The organism is Paraburkholderia graminis C4D1M, assembly GCF_000172415.1.
Lineage (GTDB): Bacteria > Pseudomonadota > Gammaproteobacteria > Burkholderiales > Burkholderiaceae > Paraburkholderia > Paraburkholderia graminis.
In genome coordinates this window covers 1-26,261 of sequence record NZ_ABLD01000047.1, presented here as the reverse complement: position 1 = coordinate 26,261, position 26,261 = coordinate 1, and the positions used below count along the sequence as shown (strand labels likewise).

Genomic DNA, 26,261 nt, shown 5'->3' with positions numbered 1-26,261 from the left:
AGAACAGAAACGAGATTCTAGAGGCCGTTTTGCGCTTTGTAAATACCCTTTGAGCAACTGCGTGCGACTTTTTTCCGAACTCGCACGCAAACCATCTCAATGCACGGACGAATGCGCTTGCGCCCTTCCGCGTCTTAAGCCAGCGCCTTCTCGATACGGCTCACGACAACCTCGCGGCCGAAGAGCATCAGCACCGTATCAATCGACGGCGTATGTGTCGTGCCCGCCACCAGCAGACGAACCGGCATCGCCAGTTGCGGCATCTTCAGCTTCTGCGCGGAAAGCGTTGCCTTGAGCGCGGCGGCGATGGCTTCCTTGGTCCACTCGACCGTTTTCAGCGCGGCGGCCAGTTCGCCGAGCGCCGGGCGCACCGCATCGGTCACGTGCTGCGCGAGGGCTTCGGCATCCGGCGCCGGCGTGCGATAGAACATCGCCGCGTTCTCGGCGATCTCCTTGACCGTGGACGCGCGATCTTTCAGCAAGCCAACCACCGCGGTCAGATCCGCGCCTTGCGCAATCGTCGCTTCGTCGATACCCAGGTCGGCGAGGAATGGACGCGCGAGGCCGGCGAGGCGCGCGTCATCCGCTTCCTTGATGTAGTGCGCGTTGAGCCAGTTGAGTTTGTCGTGGTCGTACTGCGCCGGCGACTTGCCCAGATGCTCGAGATCGAACCATTCGACGAACTGCTCGCGCGAGAAAATCTCGGCGTCGCCATGCGACCAGCCAAGGCGCGCGAGATAGTTCACCACCGCTTCCGGCAGATAGCCGGCGTCGCGATAACCCATCACGCTCATTGCGCCGTGACGCTTGCTCATCTTTTCGCCCTGCTCGTTGAGCACGGTCGGCAAATGGGCGTAGACGGGCGGCTCGCCGCCGAGCGCGCGCAGAATGTTGATCTGCCGCGGCGTATTGTTCACGTGGTCGTCGCCGCGAATGACGTGCGTAATGCGCATGTCCAGGTCGTCCACCACCACGCAGAAGTTGTAGGTCGGCGTGCCGTCCGGCCGCGCGATCACGAGGTCGTCGAGTTCCTCGTTCGAAATCTCGATGCGCCCTTTCACCGCATCGTCCCAGGCGACCACGCCGGTCAGCGGATTACGGAAGCGCAGCACGGGCTGCACGCCCGCCGGCGGCTCGGGCAGCACTTTGCCCGGCTCGGGACGCCATGTGCCGTCATAACGCGGCTTTTCACCGGCTTCGCGTTGACGCTCGCGCAGCGCGTCGAGTTCTTCCGTCGACATGTAGCACGGGTACACGAGCCCGGCGCTCTGCATCTGCGCGAGCACTTCGCGATAACGGTCCATGCGCTGCATCTGGTAGAACGGGCCTTCGTCGAAATCGAGGCCGAGCCATTCCATGCCTTCCAGAATGGCGTCGACGGATTCAGTCGTGGACCGCTCGACGTCGGTGTCCTCGATCCGCAGCACGAAGGTCCCTTTCATCTTGCGCGCGAACGCCCACGGATAAAGCGCGGAGCGGATGTTGCCGAGGTGAATGAAGCCGGTGGGACTCGGTGCGAAGCGGGTGCGAACGGAGGTGGTCATTAGCGGTTACTCGAAGACGGGCGCCGGCGCCGGACAGACATCGCCCGTCAGGCGCGGCAGCGAAGCGCGCCCGGACGGCACAACGGCTGCCGCGCGCGGACACGAAGGAATCAAAGCAAGAGCCGAATTATACCTTTCACGGACGGCCCGGCCGCCCTCGTCCGAATGGCCTGGCGAGGGCCCAGGGAAGCGTCCGTGCAACGTTTCATTACGCGCCGCCGCGAGCGCGCCGCTTTGCTTTATGATGTGCGCGCGCTGGGGCGCGGACCCGTCAGCACGCTGGAACCGCTTTGTTTGCGGCCGCGTGGAGTTTGTCCCTGGCGCTGTCTTCGGTGTTGTCCCCGGTTTGTCCCTGACCCTTGCCTGATCGCGGCAATTGGCGGCGCCCATTTCGCCGCTTACGCCGTTGCTGGAGAACTCGTTGAAACCTTCGTCGCCTCGTTACGGCCGCCGCCATTTTTCGCTCGCGGCCGCCTCAGCGGTGCTCGCCGCCTGCACCACGGCCGGCAGCAAAATCGACGGCGTGTCGTCGAACGCCGCCACGCCCACCACGAACGCGCCGCCGCTCGACAAGCCGCAGCGGCCGCTGCGCGTCGCGCTCGCGCTGGGCGGCGGCGCGGCGCGCGGCTTCGCGCACATCGGCGTGATCAAGGCGCTCGAGGCGCGCAACATTCAGGTGGATCTGGTGGCCGGCACGAGCGCCGGGTCGGTGGTCGGCGCGCTCTACGCGTCGGGCATGAACGGCTTTGCGCTCAACAAGCTCGCGCTCACCATGGACGAAGCGTCGATCAGCGACTGGGCAATGCCGTTTCGCACGCGTGGCTTTCTGCAAGGCATCGCGCTGCAGAATTATCTGAACACCACGCTCAACAATCGGCCGATCGAGAAGATGGTCAAGCCGCTTGGCGTCGTCGCCACCGACCTGAAAACCGGCCAGCCGATTCTTTTTCAGCGCGGCAATACCGGCGTTGCGGTGCGCGCGTCGTGCAGCGTGCCGTCGATCTTCGAGCCGGTGAAAATCGGCGGACATGAATATGTGGACGGCGGCCTTGTGAGTCCGGTGCCGGCCTCGTTCGCGCGCAAGATGGGCGCGGACTTCGTGATCGCGGTCGACATCTCGCAGCGCCCGGAAAGCGGCCTCACGGCCAGTTCGTTCGACGTGCTGATGCAGACCTTCACGATCATGGGCCAGACGATCAAGGCGTACGAACTCGACAAATACGCCGACATCGTGATCCGGCCGAATCTGGCGGCCATGAGCGGCAGCGACTTCTCGCAACGCAACGCCGCGATTCTCGCCGGCGAGGAAGCCGTCGCGAAGATCATGCCGGAGTTGCAGCGCAAGCTGGCCGCGAGCCGGGTGGCGGCTTAAGGGCTTAAGGGCTTAGTGGCGAAGGGCCTAAGGGCTTAGGGGCAACACGCAAAAAAGCCTGCTTCTTTAAGAAGCAGGCTTTTTTCGCTGGATCTGCACAACAACCGCCGGCGAACCGGAATCAGTTATTTCCGCCGATCGTCGCATTCACGCGCTTGCGCAGATCTTCGCCTTCCTGATACGACGTCTCGATCCGGCGTGCGCCCGTGAAGCGCTTTTCCCAGTAGCCGCTATCCATGTCGTCGACGCGGATCGTGCTGCCCGTGGAAGGCGAATGCACGAACTTGTTGTCGCCGATATAGATGCCGACGTGCGAGAACGTGCGGCGCATCGTGTTGAAGAACACCAGGTCGCCCGGCTTCAGGTCGCTCACGCGAACCTTTTCGCCGACGCGGCTCATTTCCTCGGCGCGGCGCGGCAGTGCCATGCCCAGCGTGTCCTGGAACACGTAGCGCACGAATCCGCTGCAATCGAGCCCGGAGTCCGGCGTGTTGCCGCCCCAGCGGTAGCGCACGCCGATCATGTTCAGCGCGCCGACGACCACGTCGCCCGCCTTGCCGGCCATGCCGGAAAGAAACGATTTGGCGCCGCTGTCGGTGTTGCCGGCGAGCGATTGCGCACTGGAGGAAGACGAGGAATTCGCCGGGTTAGTCGGCGAAAAGGAGGCATTCTGATTGAAACTGCTTACTTCGTCGGCGAAAGCGCCGGGAGCTGCTGCGATCAAGACGCCAATGAACATCCCGGCGACGGCGCGCGTGCAAGCCTGGGTCAGATTTCTGTGCTGCATTGGTCGGTATTTTTTGCTAAAGAATCAGGGGTCTACGGAAAAAAGTTTGGTCGATACTAGCCAGTAAGTATTCACGTGTCAAAACAAATAGAAAAATACAATCGAGACACGCACCCAATTGGTGAAAGGGTGAAAAATCAGCGGTCCAACGCGGCTTTCAGGAGTTTTCGAGTGTACGGGTGCGAAGGCGTCGCAAAGATCTTCTCAACGTCTCCACTTTCGACGATAGAACCGTTTTGCATGACCGCCACGCGGTGTGCCATCGCCCCGATCACGGCCAGGTCGTGGCTGATGAAAACGAAGCCGAGGTTGTACTTCTGCTGCAGTCCGGCGAGGAGTTTCAGCACCTGCTGCTGGATCGAAACATCCAGCGCGCTGGTCGGTTCGTCGAGGATCAGAATGCGCGGCTCGACCACGAGCGCGCGCGCAATCGCGATGCGCTGACGCTGCCCGCCGGAAAACTCGTGCGGATACCGAAAAAGCGAGGTCCGGTCGATCCCGACCTCGCGCAGCACGGCAAGCACCTTGTCGCGCCGCGCTTGCGGCGACATCTGCGGCCGGTGCAGCGCGAGCCCTTCGCCAACAATGCGTTCGATCGTCTGACGCGGCGAAAGCGAGCTGAACGGGTCCTGAAACACGACCTGCATGTTGGAGCGCAACGTCGTCTGCTCCGTGCCGCGGTAGCTGCCGAGCGCCCTGCCCTGAAATTCGATGTCGCCATGCGCGGTGCGCTGCAGGCCGAGCAGCGCCATCGCGAGCGTCGACTTGCCCGAGCCCGATTCGCCGACGATCCCAAGCGTCTCGCCTTGCCGCACGGCAATCGTCGCGTCGGCGACTGCGCGAAACCGTCCCGAGCGGAACCAGCCCGCGAGGCCCGGCAGCTTCGTTTTGAAATCGACGGATACGCCGCGCGCTTCCAGCAGCACGGGCGAAATGGGCAGCACCGGCACGACCGTGCGCTGCGGCCGGCTCGCGAGCAGCCGCTGCGTGTACGGATGCTGTGGCGACTCGAACACCTGCTCCACCGATCCGCTTTCGACGAGCACGCCGTTTTCCATCACCGCGATGCGCTGCGCGAAGTGGCGCACGAGGTTCAAGTCGTGCGTGATCAGCAGCACGGCCATGCCGCGCTTTTCGGCTTCATCGCGCTGCAGTTCGAGCAGCAAGTCGACGATTTGCGCGCGAATCGTCACGTCGAGCGCGGTGGTCGGTTCGTCGGCGAGCAAGAGACGCGGACGGCACGCGAGCGCCATCGCGATCATCGCGCGTTGCCGTTGTCCGCCGGAAAGCTCGTGCGGGTAGCTGTTCACGCGCTTGCCCGGCTCGGGAATGCCCGTGCGTCCAAGCAGCGCGACCGCGCGCTTGCGGGCTTCCGCTGCCGGCACGCCGTCGTGCACGACGATCGTCTCCGCAATCTGCTCGCCGATCGTGTAGAGCGGGTTGAGCGCCGTCATCGGCTCCTGAAAGATCATCGCGATGTCCGAGCCGCGCAGGCCGCGCATCTCGCGCTCGCTCTTGGCAAGCAGATCCTCGCCGTCGAAACGGATCGCTCCGCTCACCTGCGCGTCGCTCAACAGACGCAGGATCGACAGCGCCGTCACGCTCTTGCCCGAACCCGATTCGCCGACCAGCGCGATGCGCTCACCGCGGCGAATGGTCAGCGTGACGTCGTCGACGGCGACCGTTTCGCCGAAGCTCACATGAAGGTGATCCAGTTCCAGTAGCGGCGCGTGGCTCCCCGCTTCGCCGCCGTCGTGCTGCTGTCCGTTCGTTTGCCGTTGCATGCTCACTGGTTTCCTCCGGCGCGCATCGCATCGGAGATGCGGGTGTCGAGCGCGTTGCGCAGCGCGTCGCCCATGAAGGTCAGCAGCAACAGCATCGCGACCAGCACTCCGAAGGTCGACAACGAAATCCACCACGCGTCGAGATTCGCCTTGCCCTGCGCGAGCAGCTCGCCAAGGCTCGGCGTCGGCGAAGGCACGCCAAGGCCAAGAAAGTCGAGACTGGTCAGCGCGAGAATCGAACCGCTCATGCGAAACGGCAGGAACGTAATTACCGGCGTGAGGCTATTGGGCAGCACGTGACGCCACATGATCTGCCAGTTGGACAGGCCCATCGCTTTCGCCGCACGCACGTAATCCTGCTGACGGTTGCGCAAAAACTCCGCGCGCACATAGTCGGACAGACCGATCCAGCCGAACAACGAAAGCAGCACGATCAGCAGAATAAATCCGGGCTCGAAGATCGACGAGAAAATGATCAGCAGATAAAGCTCCGGCATCGCGCTCCATATTTCGATCAGGCGCTGACCGACGATATCAGTACGTCCTCCGAAATAACCTTGCACGGCGCCCGCCGCGATTCCGAGTATCGTGCCGATGAAAGTCAGCACGAGGCCGAATTCCACCGAGACGCGAAAGCCGTACAGCAGACGGGCGAACAGATCGCGGCCGCGGTCGTCGGTGCCGAGCCAGTTTTCACGCGAAGGCGGCGCCGGGTTCGGCGCTTTCGAAAAATAGTTCAGCGTGTCGTAGTAGTAATGGTTCGGCGGATACACGGCGAAATTGCCCGGTGCGTCGAAACGCTGCTTGATATAAGGATCGAGATAATCCGCGGGCGCGGGGAAATCGCCGCCGAAGGTCGTTTCCGCGTAGGTGTTGAAAAGCGGGAAATACAGATGGCCGTCGTAGCGCACCACGAGCGGTTTGTCGTTCGACCAAAGCGGCCCCGCGAGACTCGCCGCGAAGGCCACAACGAACACGATCAGGCTCCAGTAACCAAGACGCTGTTGGCGAAAGCGCTGCCATATGCGGCGCGCGGGCGAAGGCGAGACGAACGCGCGCGCGGGTTCGACGCGCGCTGCTGCATCGGCTGAGAGGCGGGCTCGATTCATCAGCGTTCCAGTTGTTCGAATTGGATGCGGGGATCGACCCACACATAGCAAAGATCGGAAATGAGCTTCGTCGCGAGGCCGATCAGCGTGAAGAGATAGAGCGTGCCGAGCACGACCGGATAGTCGCGCCGCACGACCGACTCGTACGACAGCAAGCCGAGACCATCGAGCGAAAAGAGCGTCTCGATCAGCAAACTGCCCGTGAAAAAGGCGCCGATAAACGCTGCGGGAAAACCGACGATCAGCGGCAACATCGCGTTGCGAAACACGTGCTTCCACAGCACGCGTTTCTCCGAGAGACCTTTGGCGCGCGCGGTCAGCACGTATTGCTTGCGAATCTCGTCGAGAAAGGCATTCTTCGTGAGCATCGTGACGACCGCAAAACTGCCCACCACCGAAGCCGTGATCGGCAACGCGATATGCCACAGGTAATCGAGCACCTTGCCTACGACGCTCAATTGCGCCCAGTTATCCGACGTGAGATTGCGCAACGGAAAAAGCTGCAGGAACGTGCCGCCGCCGAACAGCACCAGCAGCAGCACGCCGAGCACGAAGCCCGGGATCGCATAACCGATCAGCACGACGAGACTCGTCGCGATGTCGAAGCGCGAGCCGTTGCGCACCGCTTTCGAAATGCCGAGCGGCACTGAAATCAGATACGTGAGAAAAAACGTCCATAAACCGATGCTGATCGACACCGGCAACTTGGACACGATCAGCGACCACACGCTCTGATGGCGGAAATAGCTCTGTCCGAGATCGAACGTCGAGAAGCGCTTGAGCATCAGCACATAGCGCTCGAGCGGCGGTTTGTCGAAACCGTAGAGCGCCTTGAGTTGCGCGATCTGCTGCGCGTCCACGCCGCTGTGCGCGCGCAGGCCGAACGGCGCCGCGCCCTCGGCGCCCTTGCGCAGTTCATGCTGCATCTGTTCGACGGGACCGCCCGGCACGAACTGGATCACCACGAAGGTCAGCGTCAGCACGCCGAGCAAAGTCGGGACCATCAGCAGCAGGCGTTTGAGAATGTAGCTCCACATGGCGGCGTTCCGTTGCGAGGGCGGTGTGTGAATGACGATAGCGTGCGGGTTCAATGCGGTCGATTACTGCGGCTTCGCCTGACTCGCCGCTTGCGGCTCTGCAAACCACCACGTCGACGTGATCCAGCCTTCCGCGCCATAGTACAGGGGCAGCGTCGACGGCCAGGCCAGCCCGCGCTTGAACGCCACGCGATGCGTCGCGCTGTACCAGTGCGGCACCACATAATAGCCATGCATCAGCACGCGATCGAGCGCATGCGTCGCATCCAGCAGTTGCTCGCGCGTTTGCGCCTGCACGAGCGCGCGCAGGATTGCATCGACGGCCGGCGACTTCAAGCCGATTACGTTGTCCGAGCCGTGGGTATCCGCTGCCTTGCTGCCGAAGCGCTCGATCTGCTCGGAACCTGGCACCTGCACGTCGGGCATGCGAATCGTCGTGGTATCGAAGTCGAACGCGTCTAGGCGCTTCTGATACACCGCGAAGTCCGCCACGCGAAACGTTGCCGTAATGCCGAGCTTTTTCAGGTTCCGAATGAAGGTCGCGACGATCGGCTCCATTTGCCCAGCCGATCCGGAGTCGTCGAGTATCTCGAACTCGAACGGCTCGCCTTTCGCGTTGCGCAGCGCGCCGTCGCGATAGGTCCATCCGGCCTCTTGCAACAACGCGCGGGCTTGCAGCAGATTCGCGCGCAAAGAGCCCGGCGGATCGGTGTCGGGCTGCTTCGGCAGCGGCCCGAAAACCGCAGGGTCGAGCTTCGCGCGCCACGGCTCGAGCAGCGCCAGTTCACCGGGCGAAGGCAACCCCTTTGCCTGCAGATCGGTGTTGGCAAAGAAACTGTCGATACGGCTGTACTGATTGAAGAACAACTGCCGGTTCAGCCACTGGAAATCGAGCGCGAGATCGAGCGCCTTGCGCACGCGCACGTCCTGGAACAACGGCCGCCGCGTGTTCAGCATGAAGCCCTGCATGCCCGTGCCGTTGTGCTGCGGGAACACCTTCTTGATCAGTTCGCCGCTATCGAACCGTTTCCCGACATCGCGCCGCACCCAGTTACGCGCGACATACTCGACGAGCGCATCGTATTCGCCCGCCTTGAAGGCTTCGAGCCGCGCGACGCTATCCGAATACAGCTTGTAGACGATGCGATCGAAGTTGTACATGCCCACGCGCACCGGCAGCGCCGCGCCCCAGTAATCGGGGTTGCGCCGGTAGGCAATGGTGCGCCCGTTGTCGTAGCGTTCGATCAGATACGGACCGCTGCCAATAGGCTTTTCAAACGCGAGCTGATCGAACGGAATATGACTGCCGTCGGCTTTCATCCCCCACTTGCGCGAGAACACGGGCATGCCGCCCGCGAGCAACGGCAACTCGCGATTGCGCTGGTGAAATTCGAAGCGCACCGTCTGCGGATCGACGACGACCGCGCGCACGATCTGACCGAAGATCGACATGAACTGCGGCGCGGCTTGCGGACTCTTGAGCGTGTCGAGCGAATACTTGACGTCGTCCGCGGTAACGGGATCGCCGTTCGAAAAGCGCGCGCGCGGGTTGATATGGAAGGTGGCCGACAGACCGTCCGGTGCAACCTTGATGTCGTCGGCGAGCAAGCCGTAGGCGGACGCCACTTCGTCGCTGCTACCGGTCGTCAGGCTTTCGAACAGCAGGTCGACGCCGGGCGCGGTATTGCCGCGCAGCGTGAACGGATTGAATTTATCGAAGCTGGTCAGGCGGCTCGGATTGGCCAGCACGAGCGTGCCGCCCTTCGGCGCATCCGGGTTGACGTAGCCAAAATGCTTGAACCCGGCCGGATACTTGGGCTCGCCGTACTGCGCGATTGCATAGACCGCGCGAGCCTGCGGCGCCGCGAAGAGACCTACCGCAGCGACCACCCCACAGCCTATCGCGACGCAGGCTTTGCGCGATGACCGCGATGCAACGGTCGGACCGACACGCGAGGGCCTCGAAGTAACGCGTCGAATAACGTATTGGATAGCGTATTGAAGCGCACGAGGCGATGGAACCCGTCGCGAGCCAGTTGTCATAAGCGCCTTTGGTCAGTGGGCAATTGCGTGGTGAGGGAATTCTACCGAATAAACTCACGCCAACTGTAGGTTCGCTGGCCACATCGCCGACGCGCGAAGGCATAAAAAAACCGCCCGTTGGGGCGGTTCGGTTTGTCTCGTCGCTGAAGCTAAAGGCGCTAACGACGCTAAAGATTCGCGGCTGCCGTTCAATGCCAGCCGCGGCCGTGATCGTAGTGATCGCGGCGATAGTCATAGCGGCCCGGCGGATGATGGCGATACCAGTCGTCGCGCGCCCAGTAGCGGCGACCGTCCCAGTAGCGGTCGCCATGCCAGCCGATCACGACGGCCGGCGCGCCGTAATACACCGGCGCCGGCTGATACACGACAGGCGGCGGGGGCGGCGGAGGCGGCGCATAAACGGGAGCCGGCGCCACGTAGACCGGCGCGGGAATGCCGATATTGACACCGATATTGACGCCGCCGGCCATGGCTGCACCCGACGCGCCCAACGCGATAACCCCGAGAAGAAGCGGAACAAAACGAGCGGACTTCATCGATCACCCTTTGGAAGAATGTGTTGTTGGCGGAAATATAGCGCAACCCCGCAAGCCACGTATTTCAACTTTGTAATAACTGATGCATAAGATCGCAGCATCGGTCGGACGTTACTTCCGGTTACATCCTGGGCGGTTCCGAGTAGGTGAACGCAGTGAGTGGGACGCCAGGGCAAAGGTGCGCATGCCTGCTGTTGCGCGGTCTCTGCAGTCGTCGAAATACATAGGATGGCGAATTATTATGCCGTATAAGCCACCTGCGGCCCGGCGGCGGCCCCCTGCCCGCTTGCTGACGCACGCGGGCATGAGCGGGCGCTGCACGGCGGCGACCACGCCGATCGTCAATGAACATTACATGTTCGAAAGAACATTTTAATCGCGCTTCGGTACGAAAGCAGTCGTCAGACTTCACGCGGCAACGCGGCCGCGCCATCCCACAAACTCACGGTAAATCTGGCCACACAGCGCCACAAACAATGGTTTTCCCTAGTATCAAACAGCTTTCTCAGTGATACGATGACTGACACTAAACGCCAATAAATGTTCGAATTCGCGCATTGCCGCGCCAGCGGCCGGCCACCGGACATGCGGGCACGGAGACAGACTTTGAAGACAATCATTGGTTTGCGCTGGTGGATCATCGCTCTCGTATGTCTTGGGACGATCGTCAATTACCTGTCGCGCAACGCGCTCGGCGTGATGGCCCCCGAGTTGATGAAGCTCATGCACATGAGCACGCAGCAGTACTCGTATGTGGTCGGCGCGTTCCAGGTGGGCTACACGGTCATGCAGCCGGTGTGCGGTCTCATCATCGATCTGATCGGTCTGCGCCTCGGCTTCGCCCTCTTTGCGTGCCTCTGGTCGCTCACGGGCGTGCTGCACGGCTTCGCGAGCGGCTGGTTCTCGCTCGCCGCGCTGCGCGGTCTGATGGGCCTCACTGAAGCCGTCGCGATTCCGGCCGGCATGAAGGTCGTCGCCGAATGGTTTCCGAATCGCGAGAAATCGGTTGCGGTCGGCTACTTCAATGCAGGCACGTCGCTCGGCTCCTTGCTTGCGCCTCCGCTCGTCGTGTTCCTCTCGCTTCGTTACGGATGGCAAAGCGCGTTCGCCGTGACGGGCGCGCTCGGCTTCATCTGGGCCGCGGCGTGGTACACGTTGTACCGTTCGCCGGCCGAGCATGCGCACATCGGCGAGGCCGAACGCCAAACCATCATCAGCGGACAGACGCCGCCGGCCGCGCGGCGCAGCAGCATTCGCGAAGTGCTGCGCACGCGCCGCTTCTGGGCAATCGCGCAAGCGCGCTTTTTCGCCGAGCCCGCATGGCAGACCTTCAGCTTCTGGATTCCGCTTTACCTCGCCACGCAGCGCCATATGGATCTGAAACAGATCGCGCTGTTCGCGTGGCTGCCGTTCCTCGCGGCTGACCTGGGCGGTCTGTTCGGCGGCTATCTGTCACCGTTCCTGATGAAGCATCTGCGCGTGCCGCTGATCTGGTCGCGCATCGCAGGCGTCGCGCTCGGCGCATTGATGATGCTCGGCCCCGCCTGCATCGGCCTGGTTGCTTCGCCGTACGAAGCAATCGCACTTTTCTGCGTCGGCGGCTTTGCGCATCAGATGATCTCCGCGCTCGTCAACACGCTCGCCGCCGATGTCTTCGATCCGGGCGAAGTCGGCACCGTCGCGGGTTTCGCGGGCATGTCCGCGTGGATCGGCGGCCTCGGCTTTTCGCTGCTGGTGGGCGCGCTCGCGGACACCATCGGCTATACGCCGCTCTTTGGCGCGCTCGGCGCTTTCGACATCATCGGCGCGACGCTGCTGATCATCCTGATGCGCGGCGTTTCGCGCGACGCACGTCCGCGCGAAGCCGATGCGGCCTCGAATGCAGCGGCGTGATTTCATCGAGAACTCATCATGCGCTCAATCACGAATCTGAAGCACCCGCCGCGCTTCGCGCTGGCGTCTCATGAAGGCAATCGCATCGTTCTCGCTTCCCCCGCGAATTGCCGGATCGAACTCTTCGTTCTCGCCGAAGACATCATCCGCGTGCTGGTGTTGCCGGACGGCGAACTGCATGGCCCGCGCACCTGGGCGATCGCGCCCGGCGCGGAAGACGTTGCGCTCGAAGGCCGCGAGCGCCGCGATATGAGCGGCTTCACGCCGCCGCCCTTTCACGTATCGAACGACGGCGCGCAACTCGTCGTGCAAACGGCGTGCATCCGTCTGCGCGTGGCGCTTAACGGCGGCTTCTGCGCGTGGGACATTCTGCGCGGCGCCAAATGGCATTGCGTGATGAACGACCGCAAGACGCAGGCATACAACTTCGGCTGGTGGGACGAGCGCGTTTATCACTACGTCGAGCGGCGCAAGGACGAGATCTACGTCGGCCTCGGCGAGAGAGCCGGCTCGCTCGATCGCGCGGAGCAGTCGTACGAGATGCGCAATATCGACGCGATGGGCTACAACGCGCGCACGACCGATCCGCTCTACAAGCACATTCCGTTTTACGTAACGTGGCAGCCGCAAACGTCGACGGGCTTCGGGCTCTTTTACGACACGCTCGCCGATTGCCGCTTCGACATGGGCCGCGAACTCGACAACTATCACGGCCACTATCGCCATTTCGTCGCGGAGCATGGCGACCTCGACTATTACTTCATCGCGTCGGCTGATACGCCGTTGCATGCGGTGCGCCGCTTTACGTGGCTCACCGGACGTCCCGCGTGGATGCCGAAATGGGGACTCGGCTATTCGGGCTCGACGATGAGCTACACCGACGCGCCGGACGCGCAGCAACGCATGGGCGAATTCATCGACCGATGCAGCGAACACGACGTGTTGTGCGATTCGTTCCACCTGTCGTCTGGCTATACGTCGATCGGCCCGAAGCGCTACGTCTTCAACTGGAATCACGAGAAGTTTCCGGACATCGACGGCTTCGTCAACGGTTACCTGGAACACGGCGTGCGTCTGTGCGCGAACATCAAGCCGTGCCTGCTGCAAGACCACCCTGCGTTCGAAGAAGCCGCGAAGGCCGGCCTGCTGATCGAGTCGCACGACGGCGAGCCTGCGTGGGTGCAGTTCTGGGACGAAGTCGGCGCGTACCTCGACTTCACCAATCCCGCCACGATCGACTGGTGGAAGTCGCGGGTAAAAGAAAGCCTGCTGAAACACGGCATCGCTGCAACCTGGAACGACAACAACGAGTTCGAAATCTGGACACGCGACGCCATCGCGCGCGGCTTCGGCAACGCCTATCCGGCGCACCAGGCGAAGGTGCTGCAAACGCAGTTGATGATGCGAGCCTCGCGCGACGCGCAACGCGAATTCGCCCCTGAACGCAGGCCTTTTCTCGTTTCGCGTTCGGGCGGCGTGGGCATGCATCGGTATGTTCAGACGTGGTCGGGCGATAACTACACGTCGTGGGAAACGCTGCGTTTCAATCTGAAGATGGGTCTCGGGCTCGCGATGTCCGGCGTGTCGAACAGCGGCCATGACATCGGCGGATTCTCGGGCCCCGCTCCCGGTCCCGAACTGTTCGCGCGCTGGGTCGCGTTCGGCATCTTCCTGCCGCGCTTTAGCATCCATTCGTGGAATGACGACGGCACCGTCAACGAGCCGTGGATGTACCCGGAAGTGACTCCGCAGATCGCCGCGCTCATCAAGCTGCGCTATCGGCTGATTCCGTATCTGTACGAGTTGCTCTGGCAATCGCACAGTGCCTACGAGCCGGTTTTGCGGCCCATGTTCGCCGAGTTTCCGCATGACCCGCGTTGTCTCGTCGATGGCGACGACATGATGCTCGGCTCGTCGATGCTGGTCGCGCCGGTGGTGGATGCCGGTCAAGCGACGCGCGACGTCTATCTGCCCACGGGAACGCGCTGGGTGTCGTACTGGAGCGGCGAATCGTTCGACGGCGGCCAGAGCGTCACGCTGCCCGCACCGTTCGAGCAACCGGTCATGTTGTTGCGCGAAGGCAGTGTGATCGCATTGAACATTGCCGAGCAGCACTTCGGCCAATCCGCCGACGAACGCGCGTTCATCGCCGTGCCTTACCTGGGCGCAGGCACAGCAAATGGCGGCTCGATCGAAGACGACGGCGAAAGCGAAGCCTGGCGTTCGGGCGCGCAAGGCCGCTGGAACGTGACGATTGCGAGCGACGCCGCGACGCTGCGCGTTGCCATAGAACGCGAAGGCGCGATGCCGCACACGCAGAACGAAGTCCGTCTGTTCGTGCCTGCACACGAAACGCGACCGGTCACGTGCACACGCGGCACGCTGCTTAACGACGAATCCGCCGACGGCTGGCGATGCCTGACCATTTCCCTCGCGCCCTGAAACGCGCGCTATTCCGTTGCATCACACAACACCGAAAACACCGAAAGACTGGACCGGAGACTTCTCACCATGAATTCATCGAAGCGCGCACGGACCCGCGCGGTCATGTCGTGCCTGCCGCTCGCGGGCGCATTGCTGTCGAGCGGCGTATCGGCACAAAGCAGCGTCACGCTATACGGCGTCGTGGACAACGCGTTCACCTATGTCAGCAATCAGCGCGGCCATGCGAACTTCTATATGAGCCAGGGCAATCTGCAAGCAAGCAAATTCGGCCTGCTCGGCGCGGAAGATCTCGGCGGCGGCACCAAGGCGATTTTTCGGCTTGAAAGCGGCTTCAATTCGCTGACGGGTGCGCAGAGCAGTTCGGGTTTCATCTTCAACCGGCAGGCGTACGTGGGGCTCAGCAATGACCGCTATGGCACGCTCACGCTCGGCCGCCAGTACACGCCCTACTTCCAGATGGTCGGCGCACTCGGACCGACAGGCGTGCTGACCGGCGCAACGGGCGCGCATCCCGGCGACATCGACGCACTCGACACCACGCTACGCCTGAATAATTCGGTTACCTATCTATCGCCGACACTCGCCGGTCTGCAATTCAGCGCGCAATACGGGCTCGGCGGCGTGCCGGGCAGTGTCGCGAACGGCAGTCACCTCAGCGCGGCGTTCCGCTACGACTACAAACCGTTCGCCATCGCGGCGGGCTATGTCAAGCTCAAGGACATTGCGACGAGCGCCGCGCTCGGCACTTACGCGATCAATTCGCCGGTGAATAGCGGCTACGCGACGGCGCGCAGCGCGCAGTTGTTCGCGGCCGCGGCGCGCTACACCGCGCAGGATCTGATGGTCGGCATCAACTATTCGAATGTGCAATATGCGCCCGGCCACGGCTCGCTGTTCGCCAGCGAAGGCGTGTTCAATACCTACGGCGTGATTTCGACCTACCGGATCACGCCGGCCGTAATTGTCGGCGCCGGCTACAGCTACACGCGGGCGAGCAAGGCGAACGGCGTCAGCGATCCCGCGCGCTATCACCAGATTTCGCTCGAACAGACGTACAGCCTTTCCACTCGCACCACGCTCTACGCGCTCGAGGCGTATCAGCTCGCGCGAGGCAAGACGCTCGCCGCGGCGGGCAGCAACGCGACGAGCATCATCGACGCAGTGGCCGTGGTCGGCGACTCGCAGAACACGACGCCGTCGTCGGGACCTTCGCAGTTCGTCGGCATGGTCGGCTTGAGGCACGCGTTCTAACTTTGCATCCGGGCACGATGCGCTGCCGGCGTTGCAGCGCATCTTCCGCGCTTTCATTCTTCTAACTCCGCGGCGAGAAATACAAAGCAGAAAAACTTGGTTTGATCGCAGACGACGTCTTACTAGACTCACATCGTCTTGTCATAACAAGTTTGAGCGATGTCGAAAACGACTCTCGTACCGCTGGGCGCCGAACCTGCTCGCGCCTCGGTCTCCCCGCTTCCGCTGTACGCGCAGATCAAGGACGCGCTGCGCGAGCGCATTCTCGACGGCACGTATGCGCCGCATTCGCAGATGCCGTCCGAACACGAACTGTGCCGCAGATTCGCTGTGAGCCGCATCACCGTGCGCCAGGCGCTCGGCGATTTGCAGAAGGAAGGTCTGCTGTTCAAACTGCATGGCAAGGGCACCTTCGTCTCGAAGCCCAAGGCATTTCAGAACGTCACGTCGTTGCAAGGCTTTGCCGAAGCGATGTCGTCGATGGGCTATGAAATCGTCAACCAGTTGCGCAGTTTCAGAACGGTCGAAGCCAGCCGCCACGTCGCGACGCGCCTGAACATTGCCGAGGGCGCGCCTGTCACGGAGATTCATCGCGTGCGGCTGCTCAATCGCGAGCCCGTGTCGCTCGAACTGACGTGGGTGCCTGAAGCGCTCGGCAAGCGGCTCGCGAACGCGGACCTCGCGACGCGCGACATCTTCCTGATTCTCGAGAACGACTGCGGTGTGCCGCTCGGTCACGCCGATGTATCCATCGACGCGATTCTTGCCGACGCCGACATCGTCGATGCGTTGCGCGTCGAAGAAGGCAGCCCGGTATTGCGTATCGAGCGTCTCACGCACGACGCGTCGGGACAGCCGGTCGATTTCGAATATCTGTACTTCCGCGGCGACGCCTTCCAATACCGGCTGCGCGTGGACCGCGAGAAAGAACGTCAAAAAGACCTGCAAAAAAGCCCCAAAAACGCAACGGAGGCACGATGAATACCCATGTACTCGACTACGACGTCGTCGTGGTCGGCGGCGGCACGGCCGGCCCGATGGCCGCCGTCAAGGCGAAAGAACGCGATCCGTCTCTGAAGGTATTGCTGCTGGAAAAGGCCAACGTGAAGCGCAGCGGCGCGATCTCGATGGGCATGGACGGCCTGAACAACGCGGTGATTCCCGGCCACGCGACGCCCGAGCAGTACACGCGCGAGATCACGATCGCGAACGACGGCATCGTGGATCAGGAGGCCGTGTACGCGTATGCACGCCATAGCTTCACGACGATCGAGGAACTCGACCGCTGGGGCGTGAAGTTCGAAAAGGACGGCAACGGCGACTACGCGGTCAAGAAAGTGCATCACATGGGTTCGTATGTGCTGCCGATGCCCGAAGGCCACGACATCAAGAAAGTGCTGTACAGGCAGCTCAAACGCGCGCGCGTCGCGATCACGAACCGCATTGTGGCGACGCGCCTGTTGACCGATTCGCAAGGCCGCGTGTGCGGCGTGCTCGGCTTCGATTGCCGCACCGCCGATTTTTACGTGGTGCGCGCGAAGGCCGTCGTGCTGAGTTGCGGCGCGGCCGGAAGACTCGGGTTGCCGGCGTCCGGCTATCTGATGGGCACCTACGAGAACCCGACGAATGCCGGCGACGGCTACGCGATGGCCTATCACGCCGGCGCCGCGCTCGCGAATCTGGAGTGCTTCCAGATCAATCCGCTCATCAAGGACTACAACGGCCCCGCGTGCGCGTATGTCACCGGTCCGCTCGGCGGCTTTACCGCGAATGGCAAGGGCGAGCGCTTTATCGAATGCGATTACTGGAGCGGCCAGATGATGTGGGAGTTTTATCAGGAACTGCAAAGCGGCAACGGCCCTGTGTTCCTGAAGCTCGACCATCTCGCGGAAGAAACCATTCAGACGATCGAACAGATTCTGCATACGAACGAGCGCCCGAGCCGCGGCCGCTTTCATGAAGGACGCGGCACCGATTACCGCAGCCAGATGATCGAGATGCACATTTCGGAGATTGGCTTTTGCAGCGGACACAGCGCGTCGGGCGTGTATGTGAACGCGCGCGCGGAAACCACCGTGCCGGGACTTTATGCTGCCGGCGACATGGCGGCCGTGCCGCACAACTACATGCTCGGCGCGTTCACGTATGGATGGTTCGCGGGGCACAACGCGGCCGACTACGTGGCGGGCCGCGAACATGCTGCCGTCGACGAAGAGCAGATCGACGCCGAGCGCGCGCGCATTTATGCACCGCTAAAGCGCAGCAACGGTCTCGCGCCCGCGCAGGTCGAATACAAACTGCGCCGCATGGTGAACGACTATCTGCAGCCGCCGAAGGTCACACGCAAAATGGAAATCGGTCTACAGCGCTTTGCCGAAATCAGTTCGGATATCGAATCGATGTCGGCCGCCAATCCGCACGAGTTGATGCGCGCCGCCGAAGTGCGCGCGATACGCGATTGCGCGGAAATGGCAGCACGTGCATCGCTTTTTCGCACCGAGAGCCGCTGGGGGCTCTACCACCATCGCGTGGATTACCCGCAGCGCGACGACGCGCAATGGTTCTGCCACACGCATTTGCGCAAGGACGCGAATGGCCGCATGACGAGCGAAAAGCGTGCGGTCGAGCCGTACATCGTCGCGCTCAACGAGAACGAACGCGATGCCTATCGCAACCTGCGGATCGGCGAGCCCGCGCTCGACGCCGCCACAGCCTGACGGAGCATGACCATGTCCTCGACGCCGCTTACATCACCGCTTACCGCCTTTACGCCGCACGATATTTTCCAGCGCAGTTCGGCGCCCGTCACGATCGACGAAAGCAAGTGCATCGCCGAAAAAGGCTGCACGGTATGCGTCGACGTGTGCCCGCTGGATCTGCTCGCAATCGACATGACGAAGGGCAAGGCGTATATGCAATTCGACGAATGCTGGTACTGCATGCCTTGCGAGCAGGATTGCCCGACGGGCGCCGTCAAGGTGTCCATTCCGTATCTTCTGCGTTAAGCGATGCGCGGAATGTCTACTCTTCCATCACGTCCATTCATGACCGATTCGACTGATCCGAATGCTTCGCTCGATGCCGTTCCCGCGGAAGCCATCGCGCTGCTGTCTCGTCTCGCGTCCGAAGACGCCGTCGTGCGCCGGATCGCGCTGCTCGATCTCGCCGATCTCGAGGATGCCTGCGTGATCGAACCCATTGTCGATGCGCTACGGCGCGACGCGTCGCCTGAAGTGCGTAGCGAGGCGGCGCTCGTGCTGGCTTCGTGGGAGCGCGACGATGTGGTGGAGGCGCTGTGCGGCGCGTTACTCGACGGCGACGCGTCCGTGCGTGCGAATGCGGCGCAGAGCCTCTCCGAACTGAAGCACGCGTCCTCGGGCGCGATCCTGCTCGAGTGGTTGAAGCGTCCCGATTCGTTCATGCGCGCCGCGCTGTTGCGCGCGTTGCGCGAACTTCGCGTGGCCGATGCGTTCGCGCCTGCATTGCACGCGCTCGCCGATGCGGACGCGAATGTGCGCGAGCAAGCCATCGGCGTGTTGGGATGGTTGAAGAACCCGCTCGCGCTCGAACCGTTGGCGTCGCTCGCAACGAGCGACGCGGATGCTTCGATCCGGCGTGCCGCAGCAGCGGCGCTTGGCTTTGCGCCGCCCGCAAATCGCGAGACGACGGCGGCGTTGCTCAGTGCATTGCGCGACGACGTCTGGCAGGTGCGCGAAGAGGCCGCGACGACGCTCGGCAAGCTGCGCGCCGCCGAATCGCGCGAGGCTTTGGAGGAAGCGCTCGACGACGCCTACTGGCAAGTGCGCTTGCGTGCGCTGCGCGCGCTCGGACAGATTGGCGACAGCGCGAGCGCGGCGCGCGTCGCTGCCCTGCTGTCGCATTCGATCAGTAACGTGCGCAAGGAAGCCGCGCTCGCGCTAGGCGAGATCGGCAGCAGCGACGATGCGCCCACATTGTCCGCGCTCGAAGCAGCCGAGGCCGACGGCGATCCCGAAGTGCGCAAGGCGGCGCGAATCGCGCTGCGTCAAATCGCCGGGCGTCGGCCGTGAACATTCCAGACCATGTGGCGATCGACGCAAGCAGCGCGAGCCTGTCGATACGCTGGCCCGACGGCTCGGCCGCGCAGTTGCCGTTCGCCGCATTGCGCGCGGCGTGTATGTGCGCGCAGTGCCGCAAGCGCAAGTACGACGGGGAAGCTCCGTTGTCACGACCCGATGTGAAGCTGCTCGATGCGCGGCCGTCGGGCTATGGATTGCAACTCGTGTTCGACGATGGGCACGAGCGCGGGATTTTTCCGTGGGTCTATCTTGAGCGGCTCGCGAAAGGTGAGCGGAACGATGTCGTCTAGCTCGGGCACCGCGACACATATCGAAACTGCCACGGACGACCGGGCGTTACTCCGGCTGCTATGTGAGCGCCACTGTGTCGGGCGATTTCTCCGACCATACGCTGGCGAGTGACGCCCACCTTCACACCTGCAACGCAGGCGCCCGTGGGTTATTTATTGTGCACCATTGGCGCTGACGATTCAAAGCGCGGGACGATCCAACTCTAGCCAGCGCTGCACCGAGGGTCGCTCCCATTGACGCGCGGCGTAATCGATCAGCTTTGCAGGCACCGGATCGCCATTCAGGATCAAACGATTGAGCATCAACGCGAGATCCGTATCTGCAATGCACCACTGCCCGAAGAGGTTCGCGTTGTTTTGCGCGAGCAAAGTCTCGGCTGCGGCGTAGAGTTTTTGTGCAGCTGCCTCGGCTGCCGGGCTCAGCGGCTCGCCTCGTCGTCCGTAGAACACGACTTCCGTCGAGCGCTCCTGCCGGATCGGCATCAGATCGCTTCGCAGCCAGGCTTGCAGTTGCCGAGCCCTCGCCCGAAGCTGTGTGTCTTGAGGATAGACCGGCGTATCGGGAAAGGCGTCGTCGAGATATTCGGTGATGGCCGACGACTCCGATAAAGCGAAGTCTTCGTGTACGAGCGTGGGCACGCGTTCCGTCAACGACTTCGCCGCATAGCTTGCTTGGTGATTTGCACCGATACCGAGATCGACCGTTGTAAGGGTGAACGGCAAGCGCTTTTCTTCGAGCGCGACGAATACCGACATCGCGTAGGGGCTTGCGAACTGGGCGTCGGTGTGAAGGTGGAGTTGCGGTTGGGGCATGGGATCGTCGTTTTGTGGTTGTTAGTGCTCGGTGCACGCTCAGTGCAATCCAGGAGCCGGGCTTTTCTACGGAGTGATTTCTCTCACTATAGCTCGTCAAGTCCCCACCCCCGCACAAAACGAAAATGACTTTTGCCTCATCTGATCTCGCCGACATTCCCAACTAGACTCCCCTACAGGCGAATCAAAATCAGCGGCGTCGAGGCCGGTTGAAAAACCAGGAGCACCTTTGCTCAACACCATTCTCAACGGACTTCTGCCGGTCGCGTTCGTGATCATGCTGGGCTGGCTATCGGCGCGCATAGGCTTGCTGAAACATGGCGATGCAGACGTGTTCGCGACGCTCATCATCCGTTTCGCACTACCCTTCGCGCTGTTCGAAGGCGCGGTCAGGACTTCGCCGGACAAGCTCCACAACGTGGGGTTCGCGCTATGCCTGACACTCGGACTGATGGGCACGTATGTGATTGCGTTAGGGATCGGCCGATTCGTCTTCAGACATGATCTGCGCACCGCCACCATGCAGGCGCTGGTGTGTGCATTTCCCGACATGGCCTATTTCGGCGCGCCGATTCTCGCCGCGGTGTTCGGGCCGGAAGGATTTCTGGCGGTGCTGGTCGGCAATCTCATCACGAGCCTGTTCATGCTGCCGCTGACGATAGTCCTGACCGGGCTCGGCAACAACAACGGAACGGCCACCGAGCGGACAGACGTGTTGCGGGTGTTCCGGCAAAGCATTGCCCGCGCCGTCATCCATCCGATTGTGTGGCTGCCGGTCTCAGGCATGGTGCTGAGCTTTTGCCACGTCACGCTACCCGAACCGGTGCTAACTTCTGTCGGCCTCATTGCAAAGGCTGCCGGCGGCACGTCGCTGTTCGCGCTCGGGCTGATGCTTTACGGCGAGCGCTTCGTGATCAACGCCAACATCCTCGTGAATCTCGGCATCAAGAACTTCGTCCAGCCCGCGTTGATGGCACTCGGCGCCGTACTGTTCGGCGTAGTCGGCGCCCCCGCACATCAGGCCATCATTACGGGGGCCGTGCCGACTGCGACCGCCGCCGCCATGTTCGCGATCAAGAGCAACACCTACACACGCGACGCCACCGCAACGATTCTCGTCAGTACGATTCTCGGCGTGTTCACTGAGGGATTGCTGATCGCCTGCTTCTTTTGACGAGGCCAGCCAGCAATCCCACACGCGAATGAACAGCCTCATGCAAGATCGGCCCGCTGCCTAACGCAAGTTGGTGCGCGCCAGTTCGACGATCTCGTCACCGCGTCCATTGAGGATCGCGCGCATCATGTAAAGGCTGAATCCCTTCGCTTGCGCCAACTCGATTTTGGGCGGCATCGCCAGTTCATGTTTGGCCGTGACGACGTCCACGAGCGCGGGCCCCGGATGATCGAATGCCTGCTTTAACGCAGCCGCCACATCTTCCGATTGCTCGACGCGCACACCGAAGATACCGGCACCCTTTGCGATCGCCGCGAAATCGGTTCTGGCCAGATCGACATTGGTATCGAGGTAGCCGGCCGCCTTCAGTTCCATCGAAACGAAGCCGAGCAGGCTGTTATTGAAGACCACGACCTTGATCGGCAAGTCTAGCTGCCGCGCGGTGAGCAGATCGCCGAGCAGCATCGACAGGCCGCCGTCGCCGGACAGGGACACGACTTGCCGCCGCGGATGCGCCCCTTGCGCGCCGAGCGCCTGCGGCATCGCGTTGGCCATCGAGCCGTGATTGAAAGAGCCGTGCAACTGGCGCTTGCCGTTCATCGTCAGATAGCGCGCGGCCCAGACCGTGGGCGTGCCGACGTCGGCGGTGAAGATCGCGTCGTCGCTGGCGGCTTCGTCGATCATCTTCGCCAGATACTGCGGATGGATCGGCCGCCCTGGCCCCGCCGGCGTCGCCAGATCGTCCAGATCCTTGCGGGCCGACGCGTAATGCCTGCGCGCGTTGTCGATGAAACCGCGATCTGTTTTGCGTTGCAGCCTTGGCAGCGTCGCGGCGACGGTCTCTTTCACCGTGCCCACGAGCCCGAGCGCGAGCGGCGCACGGCGGCCGAGCCGTGAGCCTTTCCAGTCCACCTGAATGATTTTCGCGTGAGCGGGATAGAAAGGACGGTAGGGAAAGTCGCAGCCGAGCAGCAACAAGGTGTCGCACGACATCATCGCGTGATAGCCCGAGCTGAAGCCGATCAGCCCGGTCATGCCGACGTCGTAAGGGTTGTCGTATTCGATGAACTGCTTGCCGCGCAACGCGTGAACGATCGGCGCACCGAGCGTATCGGCGAGCGCCACGACCTCGTCGTGCGCGCCTTGCGTGCCGCTGCCGCACATGATCGTCACGGCGTCGGACGCATTCAGGAGCGCCGCGAGACGATCCAGGTCTTCTTCCGCGGGCAGGATTCGCGGCGGGGCGCTTTCCGTCCACGACACTGGCTCGGCCGGGCCTTCGCTCAGCGCGACGTCGCCGGGAAGCACGATCACCGCGACGCCGCGCTCCTCGATCGCCGTGCGCATCGCGCGGGCGAGCACGCGTGGAAACTGCGCGGCCGACGACACGACTTCCACATAATGACTGCACTCCTTGAACAACTCCTGCGGGTGCGTTTCCTGAAAGTAACCGAGGCCGATTTCACTCGAAGGAATATGCGCCGCAATGGCCAGCACGGGCTGATGATTGCGGTGGCAATCGAACAGGCCGTTGATCAGATGCAGGTTGCCGGGACCGCAACTGCGCCGCGCACACCGCGAGGCGCCCGCTCGAAGCCGCGTCGGCGCCGGCCGCGAATGCGGCGGCTTCCTCGTGACGCGTATGCATCCAGCGTATCGAGCCGACTTCATCGAGGCTGTAGGCGAGCCCGTTCAGACTGTCGCCGGTCACACCCCAGATTCGCTCGACGCCGGCTGCGGCAAGCGTTCTCGCGAGGTATCCGGCAATCGTGTTACTGGCCATGCTTGACTCCTTTTCAGTGAATGAAGACTGGCGGCAAGCAATGACGGGACCGCGGCATTGCCATGCCGAATTGATAACCTACGAGACCGTCGCAAACAAGTCCTGAATTACGCCTGAAAACAACTGAAGCCGGTGTATGAATCGTCACGGCGCGGTGGTCGGTTGCAGCGGCGCCATCAACTCTAGCGCCGATTCGAGAATCATGGCGTGCGCGTTGACGGGTTCCGGGTTCGACCGCCAGGGATGATAAATACGATCGCCGCGACGAATCCGTTGTCCGGTCAGGACACACACGCCTGAAACCTTGGCGCCGGCCACTCGCCATATCTGCGCGCCGTAGAAGCAGCTCGTGGAATCGCGCCACTGAATCGTGACGGCGGACGGCGAGGTTCGCTCGATCAGACTCACGACAGGTCGGGCAGCGCAGTTCACGTTCGAGTGCGCGTCTGAACGGCACGGCGTCATACGCTCGAGCGCGGAAGTTCTTCGCCCAGCGCATTCCTCGCATCGCGATCCGGATAAAAGCAGATGTATCGTCTGCGCCCACGGGTCCACTCGCTTGGTCATGATCAAGTGCGCTCTCCAGTAGAAGACACGTCGGGTGAAGGGGACATTGCACGCAGACCATGCCCCGACGTCTATTTCGCCTTCCATGAAAATAGCGCTTTCGCTCACCTGGAAAACCGATGCAGCACGAACAACACTTGATCCCCGGTATCAACAATGGCCTTAAGGCGCAGCCCCCGCGGACGGCAGCGTGAAGTGAAAACGCGCCCCGCCGTGCACGGACAGATTGTCGGCCTCGATGCGTCCGTCATGCGCGTCGATGATCGAGCGGCATATCGGCAAGCCCATTCCCATCCCGCCTTCCTTCGTCGTGAAGAAACTTTGGAACACGCGATCCATATGTTCGGGCGCGATGCCAGGACCACTGTCCTCGATAGCGCAATGCAGCGTGCCCGCGTCCGGTGCATTGGTTCGAATGGTGATCCTCCGTTCCGGGCTGCCCGTCTGCTCCATCTGCTGCATCGCATTGACCACGAGGTTGACGATCACCTGCTGCAACTGCACGCGATCGGCGCGCACTCGCCTCACGCCCGGCGCAAGCTCGAGCGAAACCTGGACGTCGCGCGTCTGGATCTCACGGCGCAAGAAAACCAGCGCCTCGTCGATGAGCAGCGCAAGCGGTTCGAGCGTGTATTTAGGCCCACGCCGCAGCGCCATCCCGCGAATCCGGCCGATGATGTCGACGGCCCGCTGCGCATCGGCGGCGATGCGCTGGTTCGTGTCCCGCACCTCGTCCAGTTCGGGCACCGGCCGGTTCAACCAGCGCTCGCTGACCTGGCAATTTATCGCGATCGCAGCGAGCGGCTGGTTGAGTTCATGCGCGATCGACGCCGTCAATTCACCCAGCATCGAAATGCGCACCGCATGCGCGAAATCCGCCTGTAGCCGCTGCAGCATGTCCTGGGCACGAACGCGCTCGGTCAGGTCGACGAGGCTGATCAGCGCGATCCCCAGGTCGTCGACCGTGCGCGGGCGCGCGACAGTCAGCAGAACGTCGATCACGCGCCCGTCGAGCGTCGGCAGCCGGGTCGTTTCCTGGAACAGCATGTCCCCGCGATAGCGGCTCTCGAGCGCGCGCCGAAGCGTATCGGGACTCTCCTTCCAGACCCACGGCAGCGGACCAAGCAGCGCGCGCCGTTCGGTCGCGCCGAACATCTGAAGCGCATGGTCGTTTGTCTCTTCGACGACAAGCGTGTTCTTCGCGCGCTCGAGCCAGTCTGCGTGGTCGCTGATATATGCCGACAGATCGTCGACACCTTGCCCGCGCAATTCGGTCAGCATCGCGGTCAACGGCTGCGCCTCGATCTGCCACAGTCCGACCGGTATATCGCGAAAGAGGCTGCGATAGCGTTGCTCGCTGCGCGCAAGCGCGGCGTGCGCCTGCTTGCGTGTCGTGATGTCCATCAGCGCGCCGACCAGCCGCCTTTGACCGGGCCCATCGGCCACCACGTGCGCCACGACCTGCAAGTGACCATGCGAGCCGTCCGGCATCGACAGCCGATGCTCGATGTCGAACGCCTGGCCGTCGCGCGCGGCGCGATCGAACGCCGAGCGCACGAAGGCAAGATCGTCGGGATGGACGCGATCGAGCATCAACTGCAACGTCGGCGTGATGCTTGCGTCGTAGCCAAAGATACGGAAACTCTCTTTCGACCAGAACATCGCATCGCCCGTCACATCCCAATCGAAACTCCCCGTGTGACTCAACTCCTGTGCGGCCGTCAACAGCGCTTCCGCATGTTGAAGATCCGCGTATAGCCGCAACGTTTCGAGCG

Annotated in this window: 20 protein-coding genes and 1 pseudogene; 10 read left to right on the top strand and 11 right to left on the bottom strand. The window is 62.5% G+C overall.

Features of this window, described 5'->3' with window-relative positions; translation table 11 throughout:
- Positions 1–134: 134 nt before the first annotated feature.
- Entirely contained in the window at positions 135–1,544 is a 1,410-nt protein-coding gene (gene gltX / locus BGRAMDRAFT_RS32130; RefSeq protein WP_006053095.1) for a glutamate--tRNA ligase, read from the bottom strand.
- Positions 1,545–1,965: 421 nt separating this feature from the next.
- Here gltX and BGRAMDRAFT_RS32125 point away from each other — a divergent pair, with 421 nt between their 5' ends.
- Positions 1,966–2,916: a patatin-like phospholipase family protein gene (locus BGRAMDRAFT_RS32125; RefSeq protein ID WP_006053094.1), complete on the top strand. Its 951-nt coding sequence runs from the start codon at positions 1,966–1,968 to the stop codon at positions 2,914–2,916.
- 121 nt (positions 2,917–3,037) lie between these two features.
- On the opposite strand, the gene BGRAMDRAFT_RS32120 is transcribed toward BGRAMDRAFT_RS32125, so the two are convergent.
- The 6 genes from BGRAMDRAFT_RS32120 to BGRAMDRAFT_RS32095 form a co-directional block, all read right to left on the bottom strand.
- Positions 3,038–3,703 carry a C40 family peptidase gene (locus tag BGRAMDRAFT_RS32120; RefSeq protein ID WP_006053093.1) on the bottom strand — a complete coding sequence of 222 codons (666 nt, stop codon included), beginning with the start codon at positions 3,701–3,703 and terminating at the stop codon, positions 3,038–3,040.
- Between the two features lie 137 nt (positions 3,704–3,840).
- Positions 3,841–5,487 carry an ABC transporter ATP-binding protein gene (locus BGRAMDRAFT_RS32115; protein WP_006053092.1) on the bottom strand — a complete coding sequence of 549 codons (1,647 nt, stop codon included), beginning with the start codon at positions 5,485–5,487 and terminating at the stop codon, positions 3,841–3,843.
- Positions 5,488–5,489: 2 nt separating this feature from the next.
- Complete coding sequence (locus tag BGRAMDRAFT_RS32110; RefSeq protein WP_006053091.1) at positions 5,490–6,596, bottom strand: ABC transporter permease; 1,107 nt, start codon at positions 6,594–6,596, stop codon at positions 5,490–5,492.
- Entirely contained in the window at positions 6,596–7,633 is a 1,038-nt protein-coding gene (locus tag BGRAMDRAFT_RS32105) for a microcin C ABC transporter permease YejB (protein ID WP_006053090.1), read from the bottom strand. The genes BGRAMDRAFT_RS32110 and BGRAMDRAFT_RS32105 overlap by 1 nt, the downstream gene beginning before the upstream one ends.
- A 63-nt stretch (positions 7,634–7,696) precedes the next feature.
- On the bottom strand, positions 7,697–9,523 hold the full coding sequence (locus BGRAMDRAFT_RS32100) for an extracellular solute-binding protein (RefSeq protein WP_006053089.1): 1,827 nt from the start codon (positions 9,521–9,523) through the stop codon (positions 7,697–7,699).
- Positions 9,524–9,864: 341 nt separating this feature from the next.
- Positions 9,865–10,212 (bottom strand): hypothetical protein, encoded by a 348-nt coding sequence (locus BGRAMDRAFT_RS32095; protein ID WP_006053088.1) that lies wholly within the window; start codon positions 10,210–10,212, stop codon positions 9,865–9,867.
- A gap of 606 nt (positions 10,213–10,818) precedes the next feature.
- On the opposite strand from BGRAMDRAFT_RS32095, the gene BGRAMDRAFT_RS32090 reads away from it, so the two are divergent.
- The 8 genes from BGRAMDRAFT_RS32090 to BGRAMDRAFT_RS32055 all read left to right on the top strand — a co-directional run bounded on the left by BGRAMDRAFT_RS32090 (position 10,819) and on the right by BGRAMDRAFT_RS32055 (position 20,149).
- Positions 10,819–12,105: an MFS transporter gene (locus tag BGRAMDRAFT_RS32090; protein ID WP_006053087.1), complete on the top strand. Its 1,287-nt coding sequence runs from the start codon at positions 10,819–10,821 to the stop codon at positions 12,103–12,105.
- An 18-nt stretch (positions 12,106–12,123) separates the two neighbouring features.
- On the top strand, positions 12,124–14,547 hold the full coding sequence (locus BGRAMDRAFT_RS32085; protein ID WP_006053086.1) for a glycoside hydrolase family 31 protein: 2,424 nt from the start codon (positions 12,124–12,126) through the stop codon (positions 14,545–14,547).
- A gap of 69 nt (positions 14,548–14,616) precedes the next feature.
- Positions 14,617–15,801, top strand: a complete 1,185-nt coding sequence (locus BGRAMDRAFT_RS32080) for a porin (protein ID WP_006053085.1) — start codon at positions 14,617–14,619, stop codon at positions 15,799–15,801.
- 159 nt (positions 15,802–15,960) lie between these two features.
- Positions 15,961–16,782: a GntR family transcriptional regulator gene (locus BGRAMDRAFT_RS32075; RefSeq protein ID WP_006053084.1), complete on the top strand. Its 822-nt coding sequence runs from the start codon at positions 15,961–15,963 to the stop codon at positions 16,780–16,782.
- Entirely contained in the window at positions 16,779–18,518 is a 1,740-nt protein-coding gene (locus tag BGRAMDRAFT_RS32070) for a fumarate reductase/succinate dehydrogenase flavoprotein subunit (protein WP_006053083.1), read from the top strand. Before BGRAMDRAFT_RS32075 ends, BGRAMDRAFT_RS32070 begins: the two co-directional genes overlap by 4 nt.
- 12 nt (positions 18,519–18,530) lie before the next feature.
- On the top strand, positions 18,531–18,806 hold the full coding sequence (locus tag BGRAMDRAFT_RS32065) for a 4Fe-4S dicluster domain-containing protein (RefSeq protein WP_006053082.1): 276 nt from the start codon (positions 18,531–18,533) through the stop codon (positions 18,804–18,806).
- A 39-nt stretch (positions 18,807–18,845) separates the two neighbouring features.
- Positions 18,846–19,850: a HEAT repeat domain-containing protein gene (locus BGRAMDRAFT_RS32060; protein WP_006053081.1), complete on the top strand. Its 1,005-nt coding sequence runs from the start codon at positions 18,846–18,848 to the stop codon at positions 19,848–19,850.
- A complete protein-coding gene (locus tag BGRAMDRAFT_RS32055; RefSeq protein ID WP_006053080.1) occupies positions 19,847–20,149 on the top strand; it encodes a gamma-butyrobetaine hydroxylase-like domain-containing protein in 303 nt (100 codons plus the stop codon). Before BGRAMDRAFT_RS32060 ends, BGRAMDRAFT_RS32055 begins: the two co-directional genes overlap by 4 nt.
- Positions 20,150–20,329: 180 nt before the next feature.
- Here the strand turns inward: BGRAMDRAFT_RS32055 and yfcF are convergent, their stop codons facing one another.
- A complete protein-coding gene (gene yfcF / locus BGRAMDRAFT_RS32050) occupies positions 20,330–20,962 on the bottom strand; it encodes a glutathione transferase (RefSeq protein ID WP_006053079.1) in 633 nt (210 codons plus the stop codon).
- Positions 20,963–21,191: 229 nt separating this feature from the next.
- Between yfcF and BGRAMDRAFT_RS32045 the strand changes: the two genes are divergently transcribed.
- The gene (locus BGRAMDRAFT_RS32045) at positions 21,192–22,136 is read left to right on the top strand and encodes an AEC family transporter (protein ID WP_006053078.1); all 945 of its coding nucleotides are present in this window, start codon (positions 21,192–21,194) and stop codon (positions 22,134–22,136) included.
- Between the two features lie 60 nt (positions 22,137–22,196).
- On the opposite strand, the pseudogene poxB reads toward BGRAMDRAFT_RS32045, so the two are convergent.
- From poxB to BGRAMDRAFT_RS32030, 3 genes and pseudogenes are all read right to left on the bottom strand, one after another.
- Positions 22,197–23,919 (bottom strand): annotated as a pseudogene (poxB, locus tag BGRAMDRAFT_RS32040) (ubiquinone-dependent pyruvate dehydrogenase).
- 144 nt (positions 23,920–24,063) lie between these two features.
- Complete coding sequence (locus BGRAMDRAFT_RS35770; protein ID WP_052303233.1) at positions 24,064–24,384, bottom strand: DUF3331 domain-containing protein; 321 nt, start codon at positions 24,382–24,384, stop codon at positions 24,064–24,066.
- A 264-nt stretch (positions 24,385–24,648) separates the two neighbouring features.
- On the bottom strand, positions 24,649–26,261 hold a 1,613-nt coding region (locus BGRAMDRAFT_RS32030; protein WP_044022047.1), incomplete at its 5' end, for a PAS domain-containing sensor histidine kinase.

Coding starts and splice junctions, on each gene's coding strand:
- BGRAMDRAFT_RS35770 (WP_052303233.1), bottom strand. CDS start 24,384: ATGACGCCGTGCCGTTCAGACGCGCACTCGAACGTGAACTGCGCTGCC.
- BGRAMDRAFT_RS32080 (WP_006053085.1), top strand. CDS start 14,617: ATGAATTCATCGAAGCGCGCACGGACCCGCGCGGTCATGTCGTGCCTG.
- gltX (WP_006053095.1), bottom strand. CDS start 1,544: ATGACCACCTCCGTTCGCACCCGCTTCGCACCGAGTCCCACCGGCTTC.
- BGRAMDRAFT_RS32085 (WP_006053086.1), top strand. CDS start 12,124: ATGCGCTCAATCACGAATCTGAAGCACCCGCCGCGCTTCGCGCTGGCG.
- BGRAMDRAFT_RS32065 (WP_006053082.1), top strand. CDS start 18,531: ATGTCCTCGACGCCGCTTACATCACCGCTTACCGCCTTTACGCCGCAC.
- BGRAMDRAFT_RS32060 (WP_006053081.1), top strand. CDS start 18,846: ATGACCGATTCGACTGATCCGAATGCTTCGCTCGATGCCGTTCCCGCG.
- BGRAMDRAFT_RS32120 (WP_006053093.1), bottom strand. CDS start 3,703: ATGCAGCACAGAAATCTGACCCAGGCTTGCACGCGCGCCGTCGCCGGG.
- BGRAMDRAFT_RS32095 (WP_006053088.1), bottom strand. CDS start 10,212: ATGAAGTCCGCTCGTTTTGTTCCGCTTCTTCTCGGGGTTATCGCGTTG.
- BGRAMDRAFT_RS32070 (WP_006053083.1), top strand. CDS start 16,779: ATGAATACCCATGTACTCGACTACGACGTCGTCGTGGTCGGCGGCGGC.
- BGRAMDRAFT_RS32110 (WP_006053091.1), bottom strand. CDS start 6,596: ATGAATCGAGCCCGCCTCTCAGCCGATGCAGCAGCGCGCGTCGAACCC.
- yfcF (WP_006053079.1), bottom strand. CDS start 20,962: ATGCCCCAACCGCAACTCCACCTTCACACCGACGCCCAGTTCGCAAGC.
- BGRAMDRAFT_RS32105 (WP_006053090.1), bottom strand. CDS start 7,633: ATGTGGAGCTACATTCTCAAACGCCTGCTGCTGATGGTCCCGACTTTG.
- BGRAMDRAFT_RS32115 (WP_006053092.1), bottom strand. CDS start 5,487: ATGCAACGGCAAACGAACGGACAGCAGCACGACGGCGGCGAAGCGGGG.
- BGRAMDRAFT_RS32075 (WP_006053084.1), top strand. CDS start 15,961: ATGTCGAAAACGACTCTCGTACCGCTGGGCGCCGAACCTGCTCGCGCC.